The 23,373-nt window shown below is 35.2% G+C and carries 17 protein-coding genes, 2 tRNA genes, 1 riboswitch and 1 other annotated feature; of the genes, 18 read left to right on the forward strand and 1 reads right to left on the reverse strand.

The features are described 5' to 3' along the window. The 6 genes from dnaA (at window position 1) to gyrA (ending at window position 9,255) form a co-directional block, all read left to right on the forward strand. Window positions 1–1,356: a chromosomal replication initiator protein DnaA gene (dnaA, locus tag EQ029_RS00005; RefSeq protein ID WP_016930933.1), complete on the forward strand. Its 1,356-nt coding sequence runs from the start codon at window positions 1–3 to the stop codon at window positions 1,354–1,356. A gap of 300 nt (window positions 1,357–1,656) precedes the next feature. Then, window positions 1,657–2,790, forward strand: a complete 1,134-nt coding sequence (gene dnaN, locus EQ029_RS00010; protein ID WP_011274360.1) for a DNA polymerase III subunit beta — start codon at window positions 1,657–1,659, stop codon at window positions 2,788–2,790. A gap of 369 nt (window positions 2,791–3,159) precedes the next feature. After that, window positions 3,160–3,402, forward strand: coding sequence for a S4 domain-containing protein YaaA (gene yaaA / locus EQ029_RS00015; RefSeq protein WP_172458781.1), 243 nt, complete (start codon window positions 3,160–3,162; stop codon window positions 3,400–3,402). Continuing rightward, the gene (gene recF, locus EQ029_RS00020) at window positions 3,399–4,514 is read left to right on the forward strand and encodes a DNA replication/repair protein RecF (RefSeq protein ID WP_016930931.1); all 1,116 of its coding nucleotides are present in this window, start codon (window positions 3,399–3,401) and stop codon (window positions 4,512–4,514) included. Before yaaA ends, recF begins: the two co-directional genes overlap by 4 nt. 9 nt (window positions 4,515–4,523) lie before the next feature. Then, entirely contained in the window at window positions 4,524–6,458 is a 1,935-nt protein-coding gene (gene gyrB / locus EQ029_RS00025) for a DNA topoisomerase (ATP-hydrolyzing) subunit B (protein ID WP_033079924.1), read from the forward strand. 97 nt (window positions 6,459–6,555) lie between these two features. Then, window positions 6,556–9,255: a DNA gyrase subunit A gene (gene gyrA / locus EQ029_RS00030; RefSeq protein WP_016930929.1), complete on the forward strand. Its 2,700-nt coding sequence runs from the start codon at window positions 6,556–6,558 to the stop codon at window positions 9,253–9,255. Window positions 9,256–9,356: 101 nt separating this feature from the next. Here the strand turns inward: gyrA and EQ029_RS00035 are convergent, their stop codons facing one another. Next, entirely contained in the window at window positions 9,357–10,169 is an 813-nt protein-coding gene (locus tag EQ029_RS00035; RefSeq protein ID WP_016930928.1) for an NAD(P)H-hydrate dehydratase, read from the reverse strand. A gap of 371 nt (window positions 10,170–10,540) precedes the next feature. Continuing rightward, window positions 10,541–10,739, forward strand: a binding site (T-box leader). Window positions 10,740–10,823: 84 nt separating this feature from the next. Between EQ029_RS00035 and serS the strand changes: the two genes are divergently transcribed. The 12 genes from serS to yycF all read left to right on the forward strand — a co-directional run bounded on the left by serS (window position 10,824) and on the right by yycF (window position 23,371). Further along, the gene (gene serS, locus EQ029_RS00040) at window positions 10,824–12,110 is read left to right on the forward strand and encodes a serine--tRNA ligase (protein ID WP_016930927.1); all 1,287 of its coding nucleotides are present in this window, start codon (window positions 10,824–10,826) and stop codon (window positions 12,108–12,110) included. A 449-nt stretch (window positions 12,111–12,559) separates the two neighbouring features. Then, the gene (locus EQ029_RS00045; RefSeq protein ID WP_016930926.1) at window positions 12,560–13,255 is read left to right on the forward strand and encodes an AzlC family ABC transporter permease; all 696 of its coding nucleotides are present in this window, start codon (window positions 12,560–12,562) and stop codon (window positions 13,253–13,255) included. Then, window positions 13,252–13,581: an AzlD domain-containing protein gene (locus EQ029_RS00050; protein WP_016930925.1), complete on the forward strand. Its 330-nt coding sequence runs from the start codon at window positions 13,252–13,254 to the stop codon at window positions 13,579–13,581. The genes EQ029_RS00045 and EQ029_RS00050 overlap by 4 nt, the downstream gene beginning before the upstream one ends. Window positions 13,582–13,705: 124 nt before the next feature. Further along, window positions 13,706–13,807: riboswitch (SAM riboswitch) on the forward strand. 71 nt (window positions 13,808–13,878) lie between these two features. Beyond that, window positions 13,879–14,847, forward strand: a complete 969-nt coding sequence (gene metX / locus EQ029_RS00055; RefSeq protein ID WP_016930924.1) for a homoserine O-acetyltransferase MetX — start codon at window positions 13,879–13,881, stop codon at window positions 14,845–14,847. 123 nt (window positions 14,848–14,970) lie between these two features. Further along, window positions 14,971–15,897 carry a YybS family protein gene (locus tag EQ029_RS00060; RefSeq protein WP_029376641.1) on the forward strand — a complete coding sequence of 309 codons (927 nt, stop codon included), beginning with the start codon at window positions 14,971–14,973 and terminating at the stop codon, window positions 15,895–15,897. A gap of 27 nt (window positions 15,898–15,924) precedes the next feature. Next, window positions 15,925–17,892 (forward strand): DHH family phosphoesterase, encoded by a 1,968-nt coding sequence (locus EQ029_RS00065; protein WP_011274371.1) that lies wholly within the window; start codon window positions 15,925–15,927, stop codon window positions 17,890–17,892. Continuing rightward, window positions 17,889–18,335, forward strand: a complete 447-nt coding sequence (gene rplI, locus EQ029_RS00070; protein ID WP_016930923.1) for a 50S ribosomal protein L9 — start codon at window positions 17,889–17,891, stop codon at window positions 18,333–18,335. Before EQ029_RS00065 ends, rplI begins: the two co-directional genes overlap by 4 nt. Window positions 18,336–18,541: 206 nt before the next feature. Continuing rightward, window positions 18,542–19,942 carry a replicative DNA helicase gene (dnaB, locus tag EQ029_RS00075; RefSeq protein WP_011274373.1) on the forward strand — a complete coding sequence of 467 codons (1,401 nt, stop codon included), beginning with the start codon at window positions 18,542–18,544 and terminating at the stop codon, window positions 19,940–19,942. 277 nt (window positions 19,943–20,219) lie between these two features. Next, window positions 20,220–21,503, forward strand: coding sequence for an adenylosuccinate synthase (locus EQ029_RS00080; RefSeq protein ID WP_011274374.1), 1,284 nt, complete (start codon window positions 20,220–20,222; stop codon window positions 21,501–21,503). Between the two features lie 490 nt (window positions 21,504–21,993). Beyond that, window positions 21,994–22,068, forward strand: a tRNA-Glu gene (locus tag EQ029_RS00085). Window positions 22,069–22,074: 6 nt separating this feature from the next. Next, window positions 22,075–22,147 (forward strand) — tRNA-Asp (locus tag EQ029_RS00090). A 522-nt stretch (window positions 22,148–22,669) separates the two neighbouring features. Further along, window positions 22,670–23,371, forward strand: coding sequence for a response regulator YycF (yycF, locus tag EQ029_RS00095; RefSeq protein WP_011274375.1), 702 nt, complete (start codon window positions 22,670–22,672; stop codon window positions 23,369–23,371). Window positions 23,372–23,373: the final 2 nt, after the last annotated feature.

Genomic DNA, 23,373 nt, shown 5'->3' on the forward strand with positions numbered 1-23,373 from the left:
ATGTCAGAACAAGAAATTTGGAAAAAAGTATTAGAAGTTGCTGAATCAGAAATATCTAAATCGACATTTAATACTTTTTTGAAAGATACAGAACTCAAAGAAATTCGTGATAATGTTGCAATCATCTTTGTAATTCATGAATTTTACGCAGAATGGTTAAATTCAAACTACAAAGAAGTAATCCAAACAATTATGAAAGATGTTATTGGTTATGAAGTTGAACCCAAATTTTTCACTGCTGAACAATTAGCTGAACTTGATGAGACAAGTCGTAAATCTAACACGCCAAGCGAACCTCAACGTCAAATCATTGAAGATGGTCATGAAGGCACAGATCAATTCAATACTCACAATACATTTGATACTTTCGTCATTGGACCTGGCAATAGATTTCCACACGCAGCAAGTCTTGCAGTTGCTGAAGCACCAGCACAAGCATACAACCCTCTATTTATATATGGTGGCGTTGGTCTTGGTAAGACACATCTTATGCATGCGATCGGTCATCATGTTCTTAGCAATCAACCAAATGCTAAAGTACTATATACTTCAAGTGAAAAATTCACAAATGACTTCATCAAATCAATTCGTAACAATGAACCTGAAGCCTTTAGAGAAAAGTATAGAAACATCGACGTGTTACTGATTGATGACATTCAATTTATTCAGAATAAAGAACAAACGCAAGAAGAGTTCTTCCATACATTTAATGAATTACATCAAAATAAGAAGCAAATTGTCATTTCAAGTGACCGTCCACCTAAAGAAATTGCAAAATTAGAAGACCGTTTACGTTCACGTTTCGAATGGGGATTAATCGTTGATATTACTCCTCCTGATTATGAAACGCGTATGGCGATTCTTCAGAAAAAAATCGAAGAAGAGAATTTAGAAATTCCTGCTGAAGCTTTAAATTATATTGCTAATCAAATTCAATCAAACATCCGTGAATTAGAAGGCGCACTCACACGTTTGCTTGCCTATTCTAAACTTCAAGGAAGACCTATAACGACTGAATTAGCAGCAGAAGCGCTCAAAGATATTATTCAAGTTCCTAAATCTAAAAAAATTACAATTCAAGATATTCAAAAAGTCGTTGGACACTACTACAACGTTCGCATCGAAGATTTCAGTGCAAAAAAACGTACAAAATCAATTGCTTATCCACGTCAAATCGCGATGTATTTATCAAGAGAACTTACTGATTTTTCATTACCTAAGATTGGTGAAGAATTCGGTGGTCGAGATCATACGACAGTGATTCATGCGCACGAAAAAATCGCTAAAGATATTAAAGCCGATACAATTTTTAAACAAGAGGTTGAAGATTTAGAAAAAGAAATTCGCAACCAATAAGATTAAAGTTGAAAACTGTTATACAACAGATTATGAAATGATAAAGTGGGAAATAAAAATAGTGACAAGTTATTATGGTATAAGAAGCATTAATTAATGATAAGCGTCATAAATATTTTATTCGTAATTGTGGATAATGTTTAAAAGTAATACACAGCATCAACAGTTTATCCACATGTGTATAACTTTGGCACATAAGGATTTTCTTAACATATCCACTAATCCACAAGCCCTACTACTATTACTATGAATTTAAAACCTATATAATTATATATAAACGACTGGAAGGAGTTTAAATTAATGATGGAATTCACAATTAGAAGAGATTATTTTATTAATCAATTAAATGACACATTAAAAGCCATCTCACCAAGAACAACATTACCAATTTTAACGGGTATCAAAATCGATGCTAAAGATAACGAAGTCATTCTTACTGGTTCAGATTCTGAGATATCTATTGAAATTACAATCCCTAAACAAGTAGATGGTGAGGATATTGTCACTATTTCTGAAACAGGTTCAGTTGTACTTCCTGGTCGTTTCTTCGTAGATATTATTAAAAAACTACCAGGTAAAGATGTTAAATTATCAACAAATGAACAATTTCAAACACTGATTACTTCAGGACATTCTGAATTTAACTTAAGTGGTTTAGATCCTGATCAATATCCATTATTACCTCAAGTATCACGTGATGATGCAATTCAATTATCAGTAAAAGTATTAAAAAATATCATTGCACAAACAAATTTCGCAGTGTCCACCTCAGAAACACGCCCAGTACTTACTGGTGTTAACTGGCTTATACAAGATAATGAATTAATATGCACTGCGACCGATTCACACCGCTTGGCTGTAAGAAAGTTAAAATTAGAAGATGACTCTGAAAACAAAAATGTCATCATTCCAGGTAAAGCTTTATCAGAATTAAATAAAATTATGAGTGATAGCGATGAAGAGATTGATATTTTCTTTGCTTCAAATCAAGTTTTATTTAAAGTTGGAAATGTAAACTTTATTTCTCGCTTATTAGAAGGACATTATCCTGATACAACACGTTTATTCCCTGAGAATTACGAAATAAAATTAGGCTTAGACAACGGTGAATTCTATCACGCAATCGATCGTGCTTCTTTATTGGCACGAGAAGGTGGCAACAATGTTATTAAGTTAAGTACGGGTAATGATGTTGTAGAATTATCATCTACGTCACCTGAGATTGGTACTGTAAAAGAAGAAGTTACAGCAACGGATGTAGAGGGTGGCAACTTGAAGATTTCTTTCAACTCTCGTTATATGATGGATGCGTTAAAAGCGATTGATAATGATGAAGTTGAAGTTGAATTCTTTGGTACGATGAAACCGTTCATCCTTAAACCAAAAGAAGATGATTCTGTCACTCAATTAATTTTACCAATTAGAACGTATTAGTTTTAAAAGGTATTAATTTGGAGTTACGACGAATTCAAAAGAAATTCTGTCGTAACTCCTTTTAAATTTAAACTCATTCAGCCTTCAATATAGACACAAAAGTTAATCACTAGTGGATAACTCTAAATAATATATCATCAAGCTAAAATGGCCCTTAAAATTAAAAATCAGGCTATTCTCTATACAACCTCATTTGTAATCTTCAATTTTCTTTAAAAAGGCCGCTTCAAATTGAAAAATATAGCTAATTTTCCTACTAAAATTAAATATGTAAAAAGATATTGTGAAGTAAACGGTTTCACATTCCATTTTAAATGAAATTTAAACCTAAAAAAGGTATAATATATTAATGACACATAAAGAAACGGAGTGATTATTTTGGTTCAAGAAGTAGTAGTTGAAGGCGATATTACGTTAGGCCAATTTCTTAAAACGGAAGGCATTATTGAATCAGGTGGACAAGCTAAATGGTTCTTACAAGATGTTGAAGTTCTAATTAATGGCGAGCGCGAAACACGTCGCGGTAAAAAACTAGCTAACCAAGATCGAATTGATTTCCCAGATATCCCTGAAATTGATTCTGTAATCATTATTCATCAAGGTGAACAATGAAACTTAAAACACTCCAATTAGAAAATTATCGTAACTATGAAGAAGTTACGCTCGAATGTCATCCTGATGTGAATATTCTGATCGGAGAAAATGCACAAGGGAAGACGAATTTGCTTGAATCAATTTACACATTAGCTTTAGCCAAAAGTCATCGTACATCGAATGATAAGGAGCTTATACGGTTTAACTCAGAGTATGCTAAAATAGAGGGTGTACTAAATTATAGACATGGAACGATGCCACTAACGATGTTTATAACTAAAAAAGGTAAACAAGTAAAAGTGAACCACTTAGAACAAAGTCGACTAACTCAGTATGTTGGACATCTTAACGTGGTTCTTTTTGCGCCAGAAGATTTAAATATTGTCAAAGGCTCCCCTCAGATACGAAGACGCTTTATTGATATGGAATTAGGTCAGATATCTGCAGTATATTTAAATGATTTGGCTCAATACCAGCGTATTCTCAAACAGAAGAATAATTACTTAAAGCAACTGCAATTGGGCCAGAAGCAAGACACTACAATGTTAGAAGTCTTAAACCAACAATTTGCACAATATGCTTTAAATGTAACGTTGAGACGAGAGCATTTCATCAAAGAATTAGAATCATTGGCTAAACCGATTCATGCAGGTATCACGAATGAGAGAGAAACGTTGTCATTAACTTATTTACCAAGTATTAAACTCAGTGATATGAGCAAAGATGAACAGACGTTATTGGACGAAGTGATTACGCTATTGAATGACAATATTAAGCGAGAAATGGATAGAGGCGTCTGTTTATTTGGACCACATAGAGATGATTTGGGCTTTAATGTAAATGATATGGATGCACAAACATATGGATCCCAAGGGCAACAACGTACGACTGCATTATCCATTAAATTAGCAGAAATAGAGTTAATGAATATTGAAGTTGGAGAATATCCAATCTTATTATTGGATGATGTGTTAAGCGAATTAGATGATTCTCGACAAACACATCTATTAAGCACGATTCAACATAAAGTACAAACCTTTGTAACAACAACATCTGTTGACGGCATAGATCATGAAATTATGAATAATGCTAAGCTTTATCGAATCAATCAAGGTGAAATTATAAAGTAATAGAAAGTGATGGTGAATACATTGTCAGATGTAAACAACACAGATAACTATGGTGCTGGACAGATACAGGTATTAGAAGGGTTAGAAGCCGTTCGTAAAAGACCTGGTATGTATATAGGGTCAACTTCAGAAAGAGGTTTGCACCACTTAGTATGGGAAATCGTGGATAACAGTATCGACGAGGCACTTGCTGGTTATGCAAATCAAATCGAAGTTATTATTGAAAAAGACAATTGGATTAAAGTAACTGACAATGGTCGAGGCATTCCTGTTGATATTCAAGAAAAAATGGGTCGTCCAGCAGTTGAAGTTATCTTAACTGTACTGCATGCTGGTGGTAAATTCGGCGGTGGCGGTTATAAAGTATCTGGTGGTCTACATGGTGTAGGTTCTTCAGTTGTTAACGCTTTGTCTGAAGACTTAGAGGTATACGTTCATCGTAACGATACAATCTATCATCAAGCATATAAAAAAGGTGTACCTCAATTTGATCTTAAAGAAGTAGGTAGCACTGATAAAACAGGTACAGTCATTCGCTTTAAAGCAGATGGTGAAATATTCACTGAAACAACTGTTTATAACTATGAAACGCTACAAAAGCGTATTAGAGAGCTTGCATTCTTGAACAAAGGTATTTCAATCACTTTAAGAGATGAGCGTGAAGATGTAGAGCAACGCGAAGATACATATCACTATGAAGGCGGTATTAAATCTTACGTTGAACTATTAAACGAAAATAAAGAGCCTATTCATGAAGAACCTATTTATATTCATCAAACTAAAGATGATGTAGAAATAGAAATCGCTATGCAATATAACAGCGGTTATGCAACGAACTTATTATCTTATGCGAATAATATTCATACTTATGAAGGTGGTACGCATGAAGATGGTTTCAAACGTGCCTTAACGCGTATATTAAATAGCTATGGAACACAAAGTAAGATTATCAAAGACGATAAAGAAAGATTGTCTGGTGAAGATACACGTGAAGGTTTAACAGCCGTCGTATCAATTAAACATGGTGATCCTCAATTCGAAGGACAAACTAAAACGAAATTAGGTAACTCTGAAGTACGTCAAATTGTTGATCGATTGTTTGCTGAGCATTTTGAACGTTTCTTATATGAACATCCAAATGTTGCACGCATCGTTGTTGAAAAAGGAATTATGGCATCACGTGCACGTGTCGCAGCTAAGAAAGCACGTGAAGTGACACGTCGTAAATCAGCTTTAGAAATTTCAAGCTTACCAGGTAAACTTGCAGACTGTTCAAGTAAGAAACCTGAAGAAAGTGAAATCTTCCTAGTAGAGGGTGACTCTGCCGGGGGGTCTACAAAAGAAGGTCGTGACTCTAAAACACAAGCCATTTTGCCATTAAGAGGTAAAATCTTAAACGTTGAAAAAGCACGTTTAGATCGTATTCTTAATAATAATGAAATACGTCAAATGATTACAGCCTTTGGTACTGGTATTGGTGGCGAGTTCGATATCTCTAAAGCACGTTATCATAAAATTGTAATCATGACAGATGCTGATGTGGATGGCGCGCATATTAGAACTTTATTACTAACGTTCTTCTATCGTTTCATGAGACCACTAATCGAAGCGGGATATGTGTATATTGCACAACCGCCATTGTATAAATTGGCACAAGGCAAACAAAAATATTATGTATTTAATGATCGTGAACTTGATAAATTGAAATCAGAATTAAGTCCTACACCTAAATGGCAAATATCACGTTATAAAGGTTTAGGAGAAATGAATGCGGATCAATTATGGGAAACGACTATGAATCCTGAAAACCGTATGATGTTACAAGTTAAATTAGAAGATGCGATTGAAGCGGACCAAACATTTGAAATGTTAATGGGCGATGTAGTTGAAAATCGTAGACAATTTATCGAAGACAATGCAGTATATGCGAACTTGGATTTCTAAGTTAACGTCTAGTATTGAAAATCTTGAAGACTGTACAGCATAATGACTTGCAGTCTTGCTATTTTAAGTGAATTGATTATAGAAGGAGGATATCTTGATGGCTGACTTACCTCAATCAAGAATAAATGAACGAAATATAACCAGCGAGATGCGCGAATCATTCTTAGACTATGCAATGAGCGTTATCGTTTCACGTGCGTTACCTGATGTACGTGATGGTTTAAAACCTGTACACCGTCGTATCTTATATGGCTTAAATGAACAAGGTATGACCCCTGATAAACCATATAAAAAATCAGCACGTATCGTTGGGGATGTAATGGGTAAATATCACCCTCACGGAGACTCATCAATCTATGATGCCATGGTCAGAATGGCACAAACATTCAGTTATCGTTATCCACTTGTCGATGGTCAAGGTAACTTTGGTTCAATGGACGGCGATGGTGCCGCTGCCATGCGTTATACTGAAGCGAAGATGACTAAGATTACGTTAGAATTACTGCGTGATATTAACAAAGATACAATTGATTTTCTAGATAACTATGATGGTACTGAAAGAGAGCCGGAAGTCTTACCTTCTCGTTTCCCTAACTTATTAGTTAATGGTGCATCAGGTATCGCTGTAGGTATGGCAACAAATATTCCTCCTCACAATTTAACTGAAGTCATCAACGGTGTTTTACATTTAAGTAAGAATCCAGATGTAACGATTGCAGAACTTATGGAAGATATTCAAGGTCCTGATTTTCCAACAGCTGGTTTAATTCTAGGGAAAAGTGGCATCCGACGTGCTTATGAAACAGGTCGAGGATCAATTCAAATGCGTGCACGTGCGGAAATTGAAGAGCGAGGTGGCGGTCGCCAACGTATCGTAGTGACTCAAATTCCGTATCAAGTTAATAAAGCGCGTATGATTGAGAAGATTGCAGAACTTGTTCGTGAAAAGAAAATTGAAGGTATTACTGATTTACGTGATGAAACAAGTTTACGTACTGGCGTTAGAGTAGTAATCGATGTTCGTAAAGATGCAAATGCCAATGTTATTTTAAACAATTTATATAAACAGACACCATTACAAACTTCATTTGGTGTTAATATGATTGCACTTGTTAATGGACGTCCAAAATTAATCAATTTAAAACAAGCTTTAGTTGAATATTTAGAACATCAAAAGACAGTTGTACGTCGTCGTACTGAATACAACTTGAAAAAAGCGAAAGACCGAGCACATATCTTAGAAGGTTTGCGTATAGCGTTAGATCATATCGATGAGATTATTACGACAATTCGTGAATCAGAAACAGATAAAGTCGCTATGGAAACATTGCAAGAGCGTTTTAAATTGTCTGAACGTCAAGCGCAAGCTATTTTAGATATGCGTTTGAGACGTTTAACTGGTTTAGAACGAGATAAAATTGAAAATGAATACAACGAATTACTCGGTTATATTTCTGAACTTGAAGAAATCTTAGCCGATGACGAAGTTTTACTTCAATTAGTTCGTGATGAGTTAACCGATATTAAAGAACGTTTTGGTGACGAACGTCGTACAGAAATTCAATTAGGTGGCTTAGATGATTTAGAAGATGAAGATTTAATTCCTGAAGAACAAATCGTCATCACATTGAGCCATAATAACTATATTAAACGTTTACCAGTTTCAACGTATCGTTCACAACACCGTGGCGGACGCGGCGTTCAAGGTATGAATACATTGGAAGAAGATTTCGTAAGTCAACTTGTAACGTTAAGTACACATGACCACGTTCTATTCTTCACGAATAAAGGTCGTGTTTATAAACTTAAAGGCTACGAAGTTCCAGAATTATCTCGCCAATCTAAAGGTATTCCAGTCATCAATGCCATTGAATTAGATAATGATGAAACAATCAGTACGATGATTGCTGTTAGAAACCTTGAAGATGAAGATAGTTACTTAGTATTTGCAACTAAAAATGGTATTGTGAAACGTTCTGCTTTAAGCAATTTCTCACATATCAATAAGAACGGTAAGATTGCGATTGGGTTCAAAGAAGACGATGAATTAATTGCAGTACGTCTTACAGATGGTAACCAAGATATCTTAATTGGAACATCCCATGCTTCATTAATTAGATTTGCAGAAACAAGTTTACGTCCATTAGGTCGTACTGCTGCAGGTGTAAGAGGTATCTCATTACGTGAAGATGATGTCGTTGTAGGTTTAGATGTTGCACATGCCGATAGCGAAGATGAAGTGCTAGTCGTCACTGAAAATGGATATGGTAAACGTACGCCAGTGAGTGAATATCGCTTATCAAATCGTGGTGGTAAAGGTATCAAGACTGCCAAGATTACTGAACGTAATGGTAATATCGTTTGTATCACAACTGTTAATGGCGAAGAAGACTTAATGATTGTTACAAATAGTGGTGTTATCATTCGTTTAGAAGTAGAAGATATTTCTCAAAATGGTCGTGCAACTCAAGGTGTTCGCTTAATGAAACTAGGCGATGATCAATTTGTATCAACAGTTGCTAAAGTTATTGATAAAACAGAAGATGAAGATGCGACTGAGGCTGCTCAAACTGAAAATGGTGAATCAAATGCAGAGAGTACTGAAAGTCCTAGTGAAGAAGTAATTGACGATGATACACCAGGTAACGCACTTCATACTGAAGCGGACGAAGAAACTACAGTTTCATCTGAGGATGACTCAACAGATGAACGTATTGAAGTTAGACAAGACTTCATGGATCGTGTAAATGAAGACATTGAAAATGCATCTAACAATGATGAAGATGACGAAAACTAAATAATAGAAGGTTAATCTATAATAGAAAGTTACAACAATATTGATTCCTTCAACAAACAAGACTTCCCTGATACCAGGGAAGTCTTGTTTTTATAGCTTATTTAGTTTTCTAATTCTTTCATAGCGTATGGAATTTCACTAATTAAACGTGAAGGTGGTACGACATACATAGATTCAGATAACTTTTCTCCAATAAAACTATGCGTATAAGTTGCGCTTGTTATCGCATCTCTAAAATCATCAAATTGTCCAACAAAGCTTGTAATCATACCAGCTAATGTATCTCCCATGCCACCAGTCGCCATTGCCGGTGTACCAATGGCAAGTCTATATTCTTTGTCTTTGAAGAATATTTCAGTACCGTGTTTTTTCAATACAACTGCAGCACCTAACTTATCTACAGCTTCTCTATTACGTTCATAAGTTTGTTCTTCAATAGGGATACCACTCAAACGTTCCCATTCCTTTTGATGTGGCGTGAAGATAACACGGCAAGTTGGGATATCAGGTTTTAATTTACTAAATATCGTTATAGCATCACCATCAACAATTAAGTTTTGATGTGGCTGAATATTTTGTAGTAAAAATGTAATTGCGTTATTACCTTTAAAATCGATACCTAAGCCTGGTCCAATCAAAATACTATCTGTGTTCTCAATCATTTTAGTTAACATTTTAGTGTCGTTAATATCGATAACCATTGCTTCTGGGCAACGAGAATGAAGTGCAGCATGATTTGTAGGATGTGTAGCTACTGTAATTAATCCACTTCCACTATAAACACACGCACGCGCAGCCAACATGATTGCGCCCCCTAAATTGGCACTCCCACCTATAAGTAAAATCTTTCCATAGTCACCTTTATGTGTCTCTTCTTTTCTTTTCGGAATATTAACTGTTGTTAATGTTTCCATGAATTAAACCCTCCCTTGAAGACGTTTCGAACGTATAATACTAAATTGTAAAAATGTGATTACTGTCAATTCTATATATAACTCAAATTTCAAGTGACGATGAGATGCGTAGCGAAAGCATCAACAACTAACTCGCCTGTTAAGTTTTAAATTTGAATGTTTGTTTATGACCTTTTTAAATACAATAGAAAATATTATACCTGTGGATGACTTTCGTCAACACTATTATGAAGATTATTTTGTAATGAATGATGGGAAGTGATTATGTTGGCTAATAGAGGGTGTTTACAACTAGCATGAATTAATATTATTTACCATTTACTTGCTAATTATAAAGGAGTTTGCTATATTAAAAATAACTTAATAAGTTATTGTTCGTGGGACAAGTAACATAGTCAATTAATTTCAGAGAGCTTGTGTTGAGTGTGAACAAGTAATTGATTGTTATGCGAATCTACCTACAATTGTGAACAACCGGTAATAACCGTTATTTTAAGGAAAGTGCAATTTGATACATATGTAGTGTTAAATTGTTAAATAGGGTGGCAACGCGTAGACCACGTCCCTTGTGAAGGGGATGTGGTCTTTTTTTATTGAAAATACGCATGTTATCCGAAATTAAATTTTTCAAAAATTGGGAAGGATGAATATTACATGTTAGACATTAGACTATTTAGAGAGCAAGCAGACACAGTTAAGAGCAAAATTGAACTACGTGGAGATGATCCTAAAGTAGTTGACGAAGTATTAGAATTAGATAACGAACGTCGTCAATTAATCGGTAAAACTGAAGAAATGAAAGCACGTCGTAACAAAGTAAGTGAAGAAATCGCTGAAAAGAAACGTAACAAAGAAAATGCAGACGACGTCATCAAAGAAATGCGTGAACTTGGTGACGAAATCAAAGAAAACGACGCTAAACTTAACGAAGTGGATAATAAAGTTAGAGATATCTTAATTCGTATCCCTAACCTAATTGCTGAAGATGTACCACAAGGGGATTCTGATGAAGAAAACGTTGAAGTTAAAAAATGGGGTACACCTCGTGAATTTGACTTTGAACCTAAAGCACACTGGGACTTAGTAGAAGAATTAAAAATGGCAGACTTTGAACGTGCTGCAAAAATTTCAGGTGCGCGTTTCGTATACTTAACTAAAGATGGTGCATTATTAGAACGTGCATTAATGAACTACATGCTTACTAAACATACAACGCAACACGGTTATACTGAAATGATGACACCTCAATTAGTTAACGCAGATACAATGTTTGGTACTGGTCAATTACCTAAATTTGAAGAAGATTTATTCAAAGTTGAAAAAGAAGGTTTATACACAATTCCAACTGCAGAAGTTCCATTAACTAACTTCTACAGAGATGAAATCATCCAACCAGGCGTATTACCAGAAAAATTCACTGCACAAACAGCTTGTTTCCGTAGTGAAGCAGGATCAGCTGGTAGAGATACAAGAGGTTTAATCCGTTTACACCAATTCGACAAAGTTGAAATGGTTCGTATCGAAAAACCTGAAGATTCTTGGGACGCTTTAGAAGATATGACACAAAATGCTGAAGCAATTCTTGAAGAATTAGGTTTACCATATCGTCGTGTTATCTTATGTACTGGCGACATCGGTTTCAGTGCTAGTAAAACATACGACTTAGAGGTATGGTTACCAAGTTATGACAACTATAAAGAAATTAGTTCTTGCTCAAACTGTACTGATTTCCAAGCGCGTCGTGCTAACATCCGCTTCAAACGTGATGCCGCTTCTAAACCAGAATTAGCACATACTTTAAATGGTAGTGGACTTGCTGTAGGTCGTACATTTGCAGCTATCGTTGAAAACTATCAAAATGCAGATGGTTCAATCACAATTCCAGAAGCATTAGTACCATTTATGGGTGGTAAAACTGAAATCCGTCCTGTTAATGGCTAATTCATGAATAAGTCATAAATCTAGGACAAAATGAATATGTTAGGGCTACATCGAAATTCGCAGTAGCCGACTAAACTGAGAAAATGCTCTTACCGAGCTTTTCTCAGTTTTTTTTTATCCTTACATATGAAATTCTAATATATTAAATTTAGTCCATATCCTCTTAGTATATTTCTAATAATTAATTGCATAAAATTCCACTTTTTCTTAATAAAGGGATGAAGTTAAAAGGGGTATTTTAGACTGCTTTCCAAGAGGTAAATCAACCGTTATAGTCAAAAAATAGACACATTTAAAATCCTTTCAAATCAATACTTCTAAGTAGTCTTTCAGTCTAACATCACACAACCCTGCGTCTAATGTTGTTGCTACTCTAGCATCCGTATATTAGACTAAAATTATTAGTATATTACTTTATAAAATTAAACAGAATAAAGGAGGTTACAAAGATGACATCACATGTGACATTTAAACAGGGCGTTAAAGAATGTATACCTACTTTATTAGGCTACGTTGGAATTGGACTATCATTTGGAATAGTGGCGGCTTCACAACACTTTAGTATTATCGAAATACTATTATTATGTTTGCTTGTGTATGCTGGTGCAGCACAATTTATTATATGTGCGCTTGTGGCTACTGGAACACCGATTTCTGCCATTGTTCTTACAACATTGATTGTCAATTCACGTTTCTTCCTACTTTCAATGACGTTGGCACCTAATTATAAAGATTATGGTATTTGGAATCGACTAGGCTTATCTTCAATTTTGACAGATGAAACCTTTGGCGTTGCAATCACACCTCATTTAAAAGGGGAGAAGATAAACGATCGTTGGTTACATGGATTGAATCTAACTGCATATTCATTTTGGGCACTAGCAAGTATTGTTGGTGCGTTACTTGGTAAATACATATCTAATCCAGATATGTTAGGTCTCGATTTTGCGATTACCGCGATGTTTATCTTTTTAACAATGGCACAATTTGAATCAATCACTTCATCTAAACTTAGAATTTACATAGTACTTATCGTATTTGTCATCGTGATGATGCTCAGTTTAAGCTGGTTTATGCCGTCATACGTAGCAATTTTAATTGCATCTATGTTAGCAGCAACATTAGGGGTGGTGATGGATAAATGACGACATCTTGGCACATGTTTATATTAATCGTGTTATGTGGAATTGTAACTTTAATTATTCGAGTAGTTCCATTCTTAATGATTTCACGTATTCAACTTTCAGAAACGGTAATCAAATGGTTATCGTTTATACCAATTACATTATTTACAGCACTCATCTTAGATGGCATTATTGAGCAACAAGAGGGCGTAGCAGGCTATACACTCAATATCCCATTTGTTTTAGTAACAATTCCAACTGTTTTTGTTGCGCTTTTTACACGAAGTCTTACGACAACCATTCTAGTGGGGATTGTTCTTATAGCAGGTTTACGTTTCTTCTTTTAGAAAAGGTAGGACCTAACAACTAACAATTGAAGTTGGTTATACAATTAGATACAATAAAAGTCTAGAACATAAATGGTACATTGATACTATTTTATAAATACGCAGTAAATGAATAGAGATAAAAAACTTATTAAGAGAAGTGGAGGGACACGGCCCTGAGAAACTTCAGCAACCGGCGATGCATACGCACGGTGCTACTACCAACGAGATACTCGAATGATAAGTAATGGAGACAAATCGCCTCATACTTTAAGAATAGAGTATAGGCGATTTTTTTATTTAAAAGGAGGTAATCGCATGACCAATTACACAGTAGAAACATTAAATCTAGGACCCTTTACAACTGAATCAGGTGAAATGATTGATAATTTACAATTGCGTTATGAACATGTAGGCTATGCTGGTCAACCGCTTGTTGTAGTGTGTCACGCACTTACTGGTAATCATCTAACATATGGCACAGATGACGAGCCTGGTTGGTGGCGTGAAATTATAGACGGTGGTTATATGCCGATTTATGATTATCAATTTCTAACGTTTAATGTTATTGGTAGTCCCTTTGGTTCAAGTTCTCCTTTAACTAATCCAAATTTTCCAAAGCATTTAACTTTGAGAGATATTGTAAAAGCTATTGAACTGGGCATACACGCACTTGGTTTCAACAAGATTAATATTTTAATTGGTGGTAGCCTAGGTGGCATGCAAGTCATGGAGCTTCTATATAATCACCAATTCGAAGTGGATAAGGCGGTTATTCTAGCAGCAACTGATAAGACGTCATCATATAGTCGTGCTTTCAATGAAATTGCACGAGAAGCGATTCATATTGGTGGCAAAGAAGGTCTTAGTATTGCGCGACAATTAGGCTTTCTAACGTATCGTTCATCTAAAAGTTATGACCAACGCTTTTCACCAGATGAAGTGGTGAGTTATCAACGACATCAAGGTAATAAATTTAAAGAAACGTATGATTTGTCATGTTATTTAACAATGCTAAATGTATTAGATAGCCATAATGTTGATCGCGGACGTACTAATGTAGATGATGTTTATCAATCTCTGGATACTAAGGTCTTAACAATGGGCTTTACAGATGATTTATTATATCCAGATGATCAAGTGAGGGCAGTAGGGGAGCGATTTAAATATCATCGTCATTTCTTTGTTCCAGATAATGTAGGTCATGATGGCTTTTTATTAAATTTTAATGATTGGGCACCTAACTTGTATCATTTTCTTAAAGTAACGAAATTTAAGCGGAAATAGACGAAACGGGTAGGTCGCTATGGAAGTAAAAACACATTGTTATAGTCTTATGCTATACCTCAATCTTCACAATTTGTTTTAATTTTGCTTAGAGGTTAAAATAGAAGTTATAGTCAAAATAGTATAGGAGTGGCGAATTTGTTTTCAAAAGTACATCCTAAAGCAACAATTATAGGAACAATTGCACTTGTTATGGTTGCTTTAGTTACGTATGTATTACCAGTACTTGGATTAATTCTATGTTTATTCGCTACAATTCCAGGTATTATTTTATGGAATAAGTCTATTCCATCATTTGGAATTGGAGCTTTGATCACAGTAATTCTTACCACATTGTTGGGTAATACATTTGTATTAAGTGCCATGATTTTAGTTTTAATACTTAGCTTTATTATTGGCCAATTATTGAAAGAACGTGCCTCTAAAGAACGCATCTTATTTATAGCTACAACATATTTAAGTATATTTACTTTAGTCGCATTTATGTTATTACAAACGTTTAAAAAGATACCTAGCGCTACGACATTAATTAAGCCTTTTAAAGATACAATGCATAATGCTGTTGTAACATCAGGTGTTGAAGCAGATTATAAAACAATCTTAGAAGAAGGCTTCCGTCAAATGGCAGTTCAACTTCCAAGTTTTATTATCATTACGGTCTTTATTTTAGTCTTAATTAACTTAATTATTACATTTCCAATTCTTCGTAAATTTAAAGTAGCTACACCAATTTTTAAACCTTTATTTGCTTGGCAGCTTAACCGTTCATTACTGTGGGTATATATGGTTGTTTTACTTTGTGTAATGTTCGCTACTGAACCAAGTACTTTCCAAAGTATCGTGTTAAATTTCGAAGTTGTGTTATCATTACTGATGTATATCCAAGGATTAAGTGTAATTCATTTCTTTGGTAAAGCAAAACGTATACCAAACGCTGTAACGATATTGCTGATGGTTGTGGGGACAATTATTACACCAGCAACACATATCATTGCATTACTTGGCGTACTTGATTTAGGAATTAATTTAAAACGAATGATTAAAAAATGACTTTAAAAAGTGAATAGAGGTGGAATAATGAACCGTCAATCCACTAAGAAGGCTCTACTGATACCATTTATTTTAATGGTACTTACTTCGATTGCACTTGTAGTTGTATGGTTTATCTTTAAACCATTAGTCGCTACAATTGCAGCAGCTATTTTAGTCGTGATGATTATTATTAGCATCGTGTTAGTCAGACAAGCCTTATTGAAAATGGATAATTATGTGGATAACTTAAGTGGTCACATCTCGGCTGGAAGCAACAGAGCAATTAAACGATTACCTATTGGTATGGTCGTGCTTGATGCTGATGACCATATTGAATGGATTAACCAGTACATGTCTGAACACTTAGAAACGAATGTCATCTCAGAACCAGTCAATGAAGTTTTTCCGAATATTTTAAAGCAGCTTGAAAAGGTACAAGAAGTTGAAATCGAACATGGTCAATATCATTACCACGTTCGTCATTCAGAAGAAGAAAGTTGTTTATATTTCTTCGATATTACAGATGAAGTGCAAACTAATGAGCTATATGAAGAATCAAAGCCAATCATCGCAACGTTATTCTTAGATAACTACGATGAAATTACGCAAAATATGAACGACACGCAACGTTCTGAAATCAACTCAATGGTAACGCGAGTGATTAGTCGTTGGGCATCAGAATACAATATTTACTTTAAACGATATAATTCTGACCAGTTCGTAGCGTATTTAAATCAAAAAATATTAGCTGAAATCGAAGAATCTAACTTTGAAATCCTTAGCCAATTACGTGAAAAGAGTGTCGGTTACCGTGCTCAATTAACATTAAGTATCGGTGTCGGAGAAGGTACTGAGAACTTAATCGATCTTGGCGAATTATCACAATCTGGTCTAGATTTAGCATTAGGTCGTGGTGGTGACCAAGTAGCTATTAAGAATATGAACGGAAACGTGCGATTCTATGGCGGTAAGACTGACCCGATGGAAAAACGTACACGTGTAAGAGCGCGTGTTATTTCTCACGCATTAAAGGATATCTTAACTGAAGGCGATAAAGTTATCATTATGGGACATAAACGTCCTGACTTAGATGCTATAGGTGCGGCAATTGGGGTTTCAAGATTCGCATTAATGAATAATTTAGAAGCTTATGTTGTCTTAAACGAGGAAGATATTGATCCAACGTTACGCCGAGTGATGGATGAAATCGATAAGAAACCTGAGTTGAAGGAAAGATTTGTAACATCAGATGAAGCTTGGGATATGATGACATCCAAATCTACGATTGTCGTTGTGGATACGCATAAACCAGAAATGGTATTAGATGAGAACATTCTAAATAAAGCTAATCGTAAAGTCGTGATTGACCATCATAGACGAGGAGAAAGCTTTATTTCTAATCCATTATTAGTATATATGGAACCTTATGCAAGTTCGACTGCAGAACTTGTAACAGAGTTATTAGAATATCAACCAACTGAACAACGTTTAACACGTTTAGAATCTACTGTTATGTATGCAGGTATCATTGTGGATACACGTAATTTCACATTACGTACAGGTTCTAGAACGTTTGACGCGGCAAGCTATTTACGTGCCCATGGTGCAGATACGATATTAACGCAACACTTCTTAAAAGATGACGTCGATACGTATATCAATCGTTCAGAACTTATTCGAACAGTTGAAGTTCAAGATAATGGCATTGCAATTGCACATGGTTCTAACGAAAAAATTTATCATCCTGTTACAGTTGCACAAGCTGCGGATGAGTTGTTAAGTTTAGAAGGTATAGAAGCTTCTTATGTAGTAGCTAAACGTGAAGATAACTTAATCGGTATATCAGCACGTTCATTAGGCTCTATTAATGTTCAATTAACGATGGAAGCCTTAGGTGGCGGTGGTCACTTAACTAACGCTGCAACACAATTGAAAGGATTATCAATTGAAGAAGCGATTGAACAATTACAACAAGCAATTACAGAACAAATGAGTAGGAGTGAAGACGCATGAAAGTAATTTTCACACAAGATGTTAAAGGTAAAGGTAAAAAAGGCGAAATTAAAGATGTACCAGTAGGGTATGCAAATAACTTTTTAATTAAAAATAATTATGCTGTTGAAGCAACTCCAGGTAATTTGAAACAATTGGAACAACAAAATAAACGTGCTGAAGCAGATAGACAAAAAGAAATTGATGATGCTAAAGCGTTAAAAGCTAAATTAGAAGAAATCGAAGTTGAAGTGAGTGCTAAAACTGGTGAAGGAGGCAAATTGTTCGGTTCTGTAAGTACTAAGCAAATTGCTGAAGCACTTAAAACACAACATGATATTAAAATTGATAAACGTAAAATGGATTTACCTCAAGGTATCCATGCATTAGGTTATACAAATGTACCTGTTAAATTAGATAAAGAAGTTGAAGGTACGATCCGTGTTCACACTGTAGAGAAGTAAGAAGCGGATAGGCTCTAAAGCAGTTTTTTGATTTTAATCATTAGAACTACTTACTTAAGCGTATAAACACTTAGGTTAAGTAAAAATATGTATTTGAGTGTCATTTAACCATTCTATGTGAACGAATGACAAAATAATTTTAAACTTTAAACAATGTTGCACTAGGATTTATGAAAATTAAGATGGATTTAGAGGTGTAATGATTAATGGATAATATGTATGAGCAAAAGCAAATGCCACATAATAATGAAGCTGAACAATCTGTCTTAGGTGCAATTATTTTAGATCCACAATTGATTAATTCGACTCAGGAAGTGCTCCTTCCTGAGTCCTTTTATAGAGGTGCCCACCAACACATCTTCAGAGCGATGATGAACTTAAATGAAGATGGTGATGAAATTGATGTCGTAACGTTAATGGATCAATTAACGAAAGAAGGTACATTAAGCGAGGCTGGTGGTCCTCAATATTTAGCGGAACTCTCAAATAATGTACCAACGACACGTAATATTCAGTATTATACAAATATCGTCGCAAACCATGCATTAAAACGCAGATTAATTCAAACTGCGGATAGTATTGCCAACGATGGCTATGATAATGAACTTGAATTAGATGCGATATTAAGTGATGCCGAGCGACGTATTCTTGAATTATCCTCTAATCGTCAGAGTGATGGATTTAAGGATATTAGAGATGTATTAGGACAAGTTTATGAAACAGCTGAAGAGCTCGACCAAAATAGTGGTCAAACGCCAGGCATTCCTACGGGTTATCGTGATTTAGACCAAATGACAGCTGGATTTAATAGAAATGACTTAATTATCTTGGCTGCCCGTCCTTCAGTAGGTAAGACTGCCTTCGCTCTTAACATTGCTCAAAAGGTAGCGACACATGAAGGTAATTATACTGTCGGCATTTTCTCACTTGAGATGGGGGCAGACCAATTAGCAACACGTATGATTTGTAGTTCAGGGAACGTGGATTCCAATCGACTACGTACAGGTACGATGACAGAAGAAGACTGGAATCGATTTACAATAGCAGTCGGTAAATTATCACGTACCAAGATCTTCATTGATGATACACCTGGTATTCGAATTACAGACTTACGTTCTAAATGCCGTCGTTTAAAACAAGAACATGGTTTAGACATGATTGTGATTGACTATTTACAGTTAATTCAAGGTAGTGGTTCACGTGCTTCTGATAACAGACAACAAGAAGTATCTGAAATTTCACGTACTTTAAAAGCGATTGCTCGTGAATTAGAATGTCCAGTTATTGCACTAAGTCAGTTATCTCGTGGCGTGGAACAACGTCAAGATAAACGGCCAATGATGAGTGATATTCGTGAATCAGGTTCTATCGAGCAAGATGCGGATATCGTTGCTTTCTTATATCGTGATGATTATTATAATCGTGGCGAAGGTGAAGATGACGATGACGGTGGAAATTTCGAACCACAATCGAATGATGAAAATGGTGAAATTGAAATCATTATTGCTAAACAACGTAATGGTCCGACTGGTACTGTGAAGTTACACTTCATGAAACAATACAATAAATTTACAGACATTGATTATGCACATGCAGAAATGTCATAAAAATATTTTACCGTATATTAAATGATATAAATCGTTTAATATGCGGTTTTTGTTTTGTTTTGGTGATGGATTTCTAGCGTAAGTATGTGTAATGATTTTTAAATAAAAGAACTCAAATAGCTTTATTATCAATGATTTAACAGTTTTATTGAGTAAATTTACTTTTGAGTGTGGAAGTCATATGCACTAAAATTAATGTTCGATTTTTATTTGCATTATGGGGTTCGTATTGATAGAATACTTAATGGTTAATTGAGAAAACTTTGGAGGTGCTCACATGTCATCAATCGTAGTTGTTGGGACACAATGGGGAGACGAAGGTAAAGGTAAAATTACAGATTTCTTAGCGGAACAAGCAGATGTTATTGCACGTTTTTCAGGAGGTAATAACGCAGGTCATACGATTCAATTTGGTGGAGAAACTTATAAATTACATTTAGTGCCATCAGGTATTTTTTATAAAGATAAACTTGCAGTTATAGGTAACGGTGTAGTTGTAGATCCAGTTGCATTATTAAAAGAATTAGACGGTTTAAATGAACGTGGTGTATCTACTTCTAACTTACGTATTTCTAACCGTGCGCAAGTCATTCTTCCATATCACTTAGCACAAGATGAATATGAAGAACGTCGTCGTGGTGATAATAAAATCGGAACTACTAAGAAAGGTATCGGACCAGCTTATGTGGATAAAGCACAACGTATTGGTATCCGTATGGCTGACTTATTAGAAAAAGAAACATTTGAAAGACGTTTAAAAGAGAACATTGAAGTTAAAAATGCATACTTCAAAGGCATGTTTAATGAAACTTGCCCACGTTTCGATGAAATCTTTGATGAATACTATGCTGCAGGTCAACGTTTAAAAGAATTTGTTACAGATACTTCTAAAATCTTAGACGATGCATTTGTAGCTGAAGAAAAAGTTTTATTTGAAGGTGCACAAGGTGTCATGTTAGATATCGACCATGGTACATATCCTTTCGTAACTTCAAGTAACCCTGTTGCAGGTAATGTAACAGTTGGTACAGGTGTAGGCCCAACTTTCGTATCTAAAGTGATTGGTGTATGTAAAGCATATACATCTCGTGTAGGCGATGGTCCATTCCCTACAGAATTATTTGATGAAAATGGACATCATATTAGAGAAGTTGGTCGTGAATACGGTACAACAACAGGACGTCCACGTCGTGTAGGTTGGTTTGACTCAGTTGTATTACGTCACTCTCGTCGTGTTAGTGGTATTACAGACTTATCTATTAACTCTATCGACGTACTTACAGGTCTTGATACAGTGAAGATTTGTACTGCTTACGAATTAGATGGAGAAGAAATTACAGAATATCCTGCTAACTTAGATCAATTACGTCGTTGTAAACCAATCTTTGAAGAGTTACCAGGATGGGAAGAAGATATCACTGGTTGCCGTACATTAGAAGAATTACCAGATAACGCACGTAAATACTTAGAACGCATTTCTGAATTATGTAATGTACGTATTTCAATCTTCTCAGTAGGTCCAGACCGTGACCAAACAAACCTATTAGAACAATTGTGGTAAAAAAGGTGTGAAGAAAAGGTGCGTAAGTGAGCGGTTAGGTTGCGAGCAATTACTAGCTATGAGCGAAAATCGTTCTGTGATTTAAGCGATTAGCGTATAATTGTTGAGTAATCTGCTCACTGAAGCCCGTCTATCAAAAAGGTGCGTAAGTGAGCGGTTAGGTTTAGAGCAGAATCGAAAAGTGAGCAAAACTGTTTCTCAAGTTTTGTCGAGCTTTGAGTATTTCTGCAGAAATACCTGCTCACTGAAGCCCGTCTATCATTCCGGAAACATCATTTATTTGTAGGCATTGATTCGTTCAATGCCTATTTTTTTTTAGAAACATGAGTGTAAAAAGATCGATAAATATAGCATTTGTAACCTTAAAACCATTGTTATTACAATGTTTATCCAAAAAATTAAGGAAATATAAAAAAATATTAAAATTATGTAAAAAATGTCTTGTCTTCAAAATAAAGCCTGTGCTATAATCTATCTTGTGCTTAAGAACGGCTCCTTGGTCAAGCGGTTAAGACACCGCCCTTTCACGGCGGTAACACGGGTTCGAGTCCCGTAGGAGTCACCATTTTTAGGTCTCGTAGTGTAGCGGTTAACACGCCTGCCTGTCACGCAGGAGATCGCGGGTTCGATTCCCGTCGAGACCGTATTGCTTATCCAAAAGGATAGGCATTTTTTTATGCCTTCATTTTACTACTTATGGAAATCCACATTTTAAACTTTTTAGATCTCATTTTCAAAAAATCAAAAAATATACTAAAAGCTAAATATCGTAATACATTCTTTAGCATTACAAAAGTATGACGTCGCAACAGAATCTTAATATTATTCTTATGTTTAAAATAGAAAGCTTGCTACTAAACCATTGAGTCGTATCATCATTCTGTAATAATGGGTTAAATGGCTGTCACTACGACTTTTGTCCCGTATTCAAAGGGTTCAACTTATTTGTAATATTAAATTAGAGTGGTAAACTTTAAACGAATATTATTCTATAATTTTAAATATGAAAATAGAATTACATGAATATTAATGGTAAATTATATAGTAGATTAATATGCGCTATAAACTTATTAAAAACGCATCAAATCACAGTTTAATCTTTACTAATTCATTAAGAACGAATAATAAAATATAGAACTACAATTTGAGAAATGAGGTTTATAGATATGGCAAGAAAAGTTGTTGTTGTAGATGACGAAAAGCCAATTGCGGACATCTTAGAATTTAATTTGAAAAAAGAAGGATATGATGTTTACTGTGCCTATGATGGTAATGATGCAGTAGATTTAATCTACGAGGAAGAACCAGACATCGTATTATTAGACATCATGTTACCTGGTCGTGACGGTATGGAAGTGTGCCGTGAAGTACGTAAGAAATTCGAAATGCCGATTATTATGTTAACTGCGAAAGACTCTGAAATCGATAAGGTCTTAGGTCTTGAACTTGGTGCGGATGACTACGTTACGAAACCGTTCAGTACACGTGAATTAATCGCACGTGTGAAAGCGAACTTACGTCGCCATTATTCACAACCAGCTCAAGAAGTAAGTGGTACGACAAATGAAATTACAATTAAAGATATTGTCATTTATCCAGATGCTTACTCTATTAAAAAGCGTGGGGAAGATATTGAATTAACACACAGAGAATTTGAACTCTTCCACTACCTTTCTAAACATATGGGTCAAGTCATGACACGTGAACATTTACTACAAACAGTATGGGGTTATGATTACTTCGGTGACGTGCGTACAGTAGACGTAACAATTCGTCGTTTACGTGAGAAGATTGAAGATGATCCATCACATCCTGAATACATTGTGACACGTAGAGGCGTTGGATACTTCCTCCAACAACACGATTAGGG

The sequence above is a fragment of the Staphylococcus haemolyticus genome (assembly GCF_006094395.1).
GTDB classification, from domain to species: domain Bacteria; phylum Bacillota; class Bacilli; order Staphylococcales; family Staphylococcaceae; genus Staphylococcus; species Staphylococcus haemolyticus.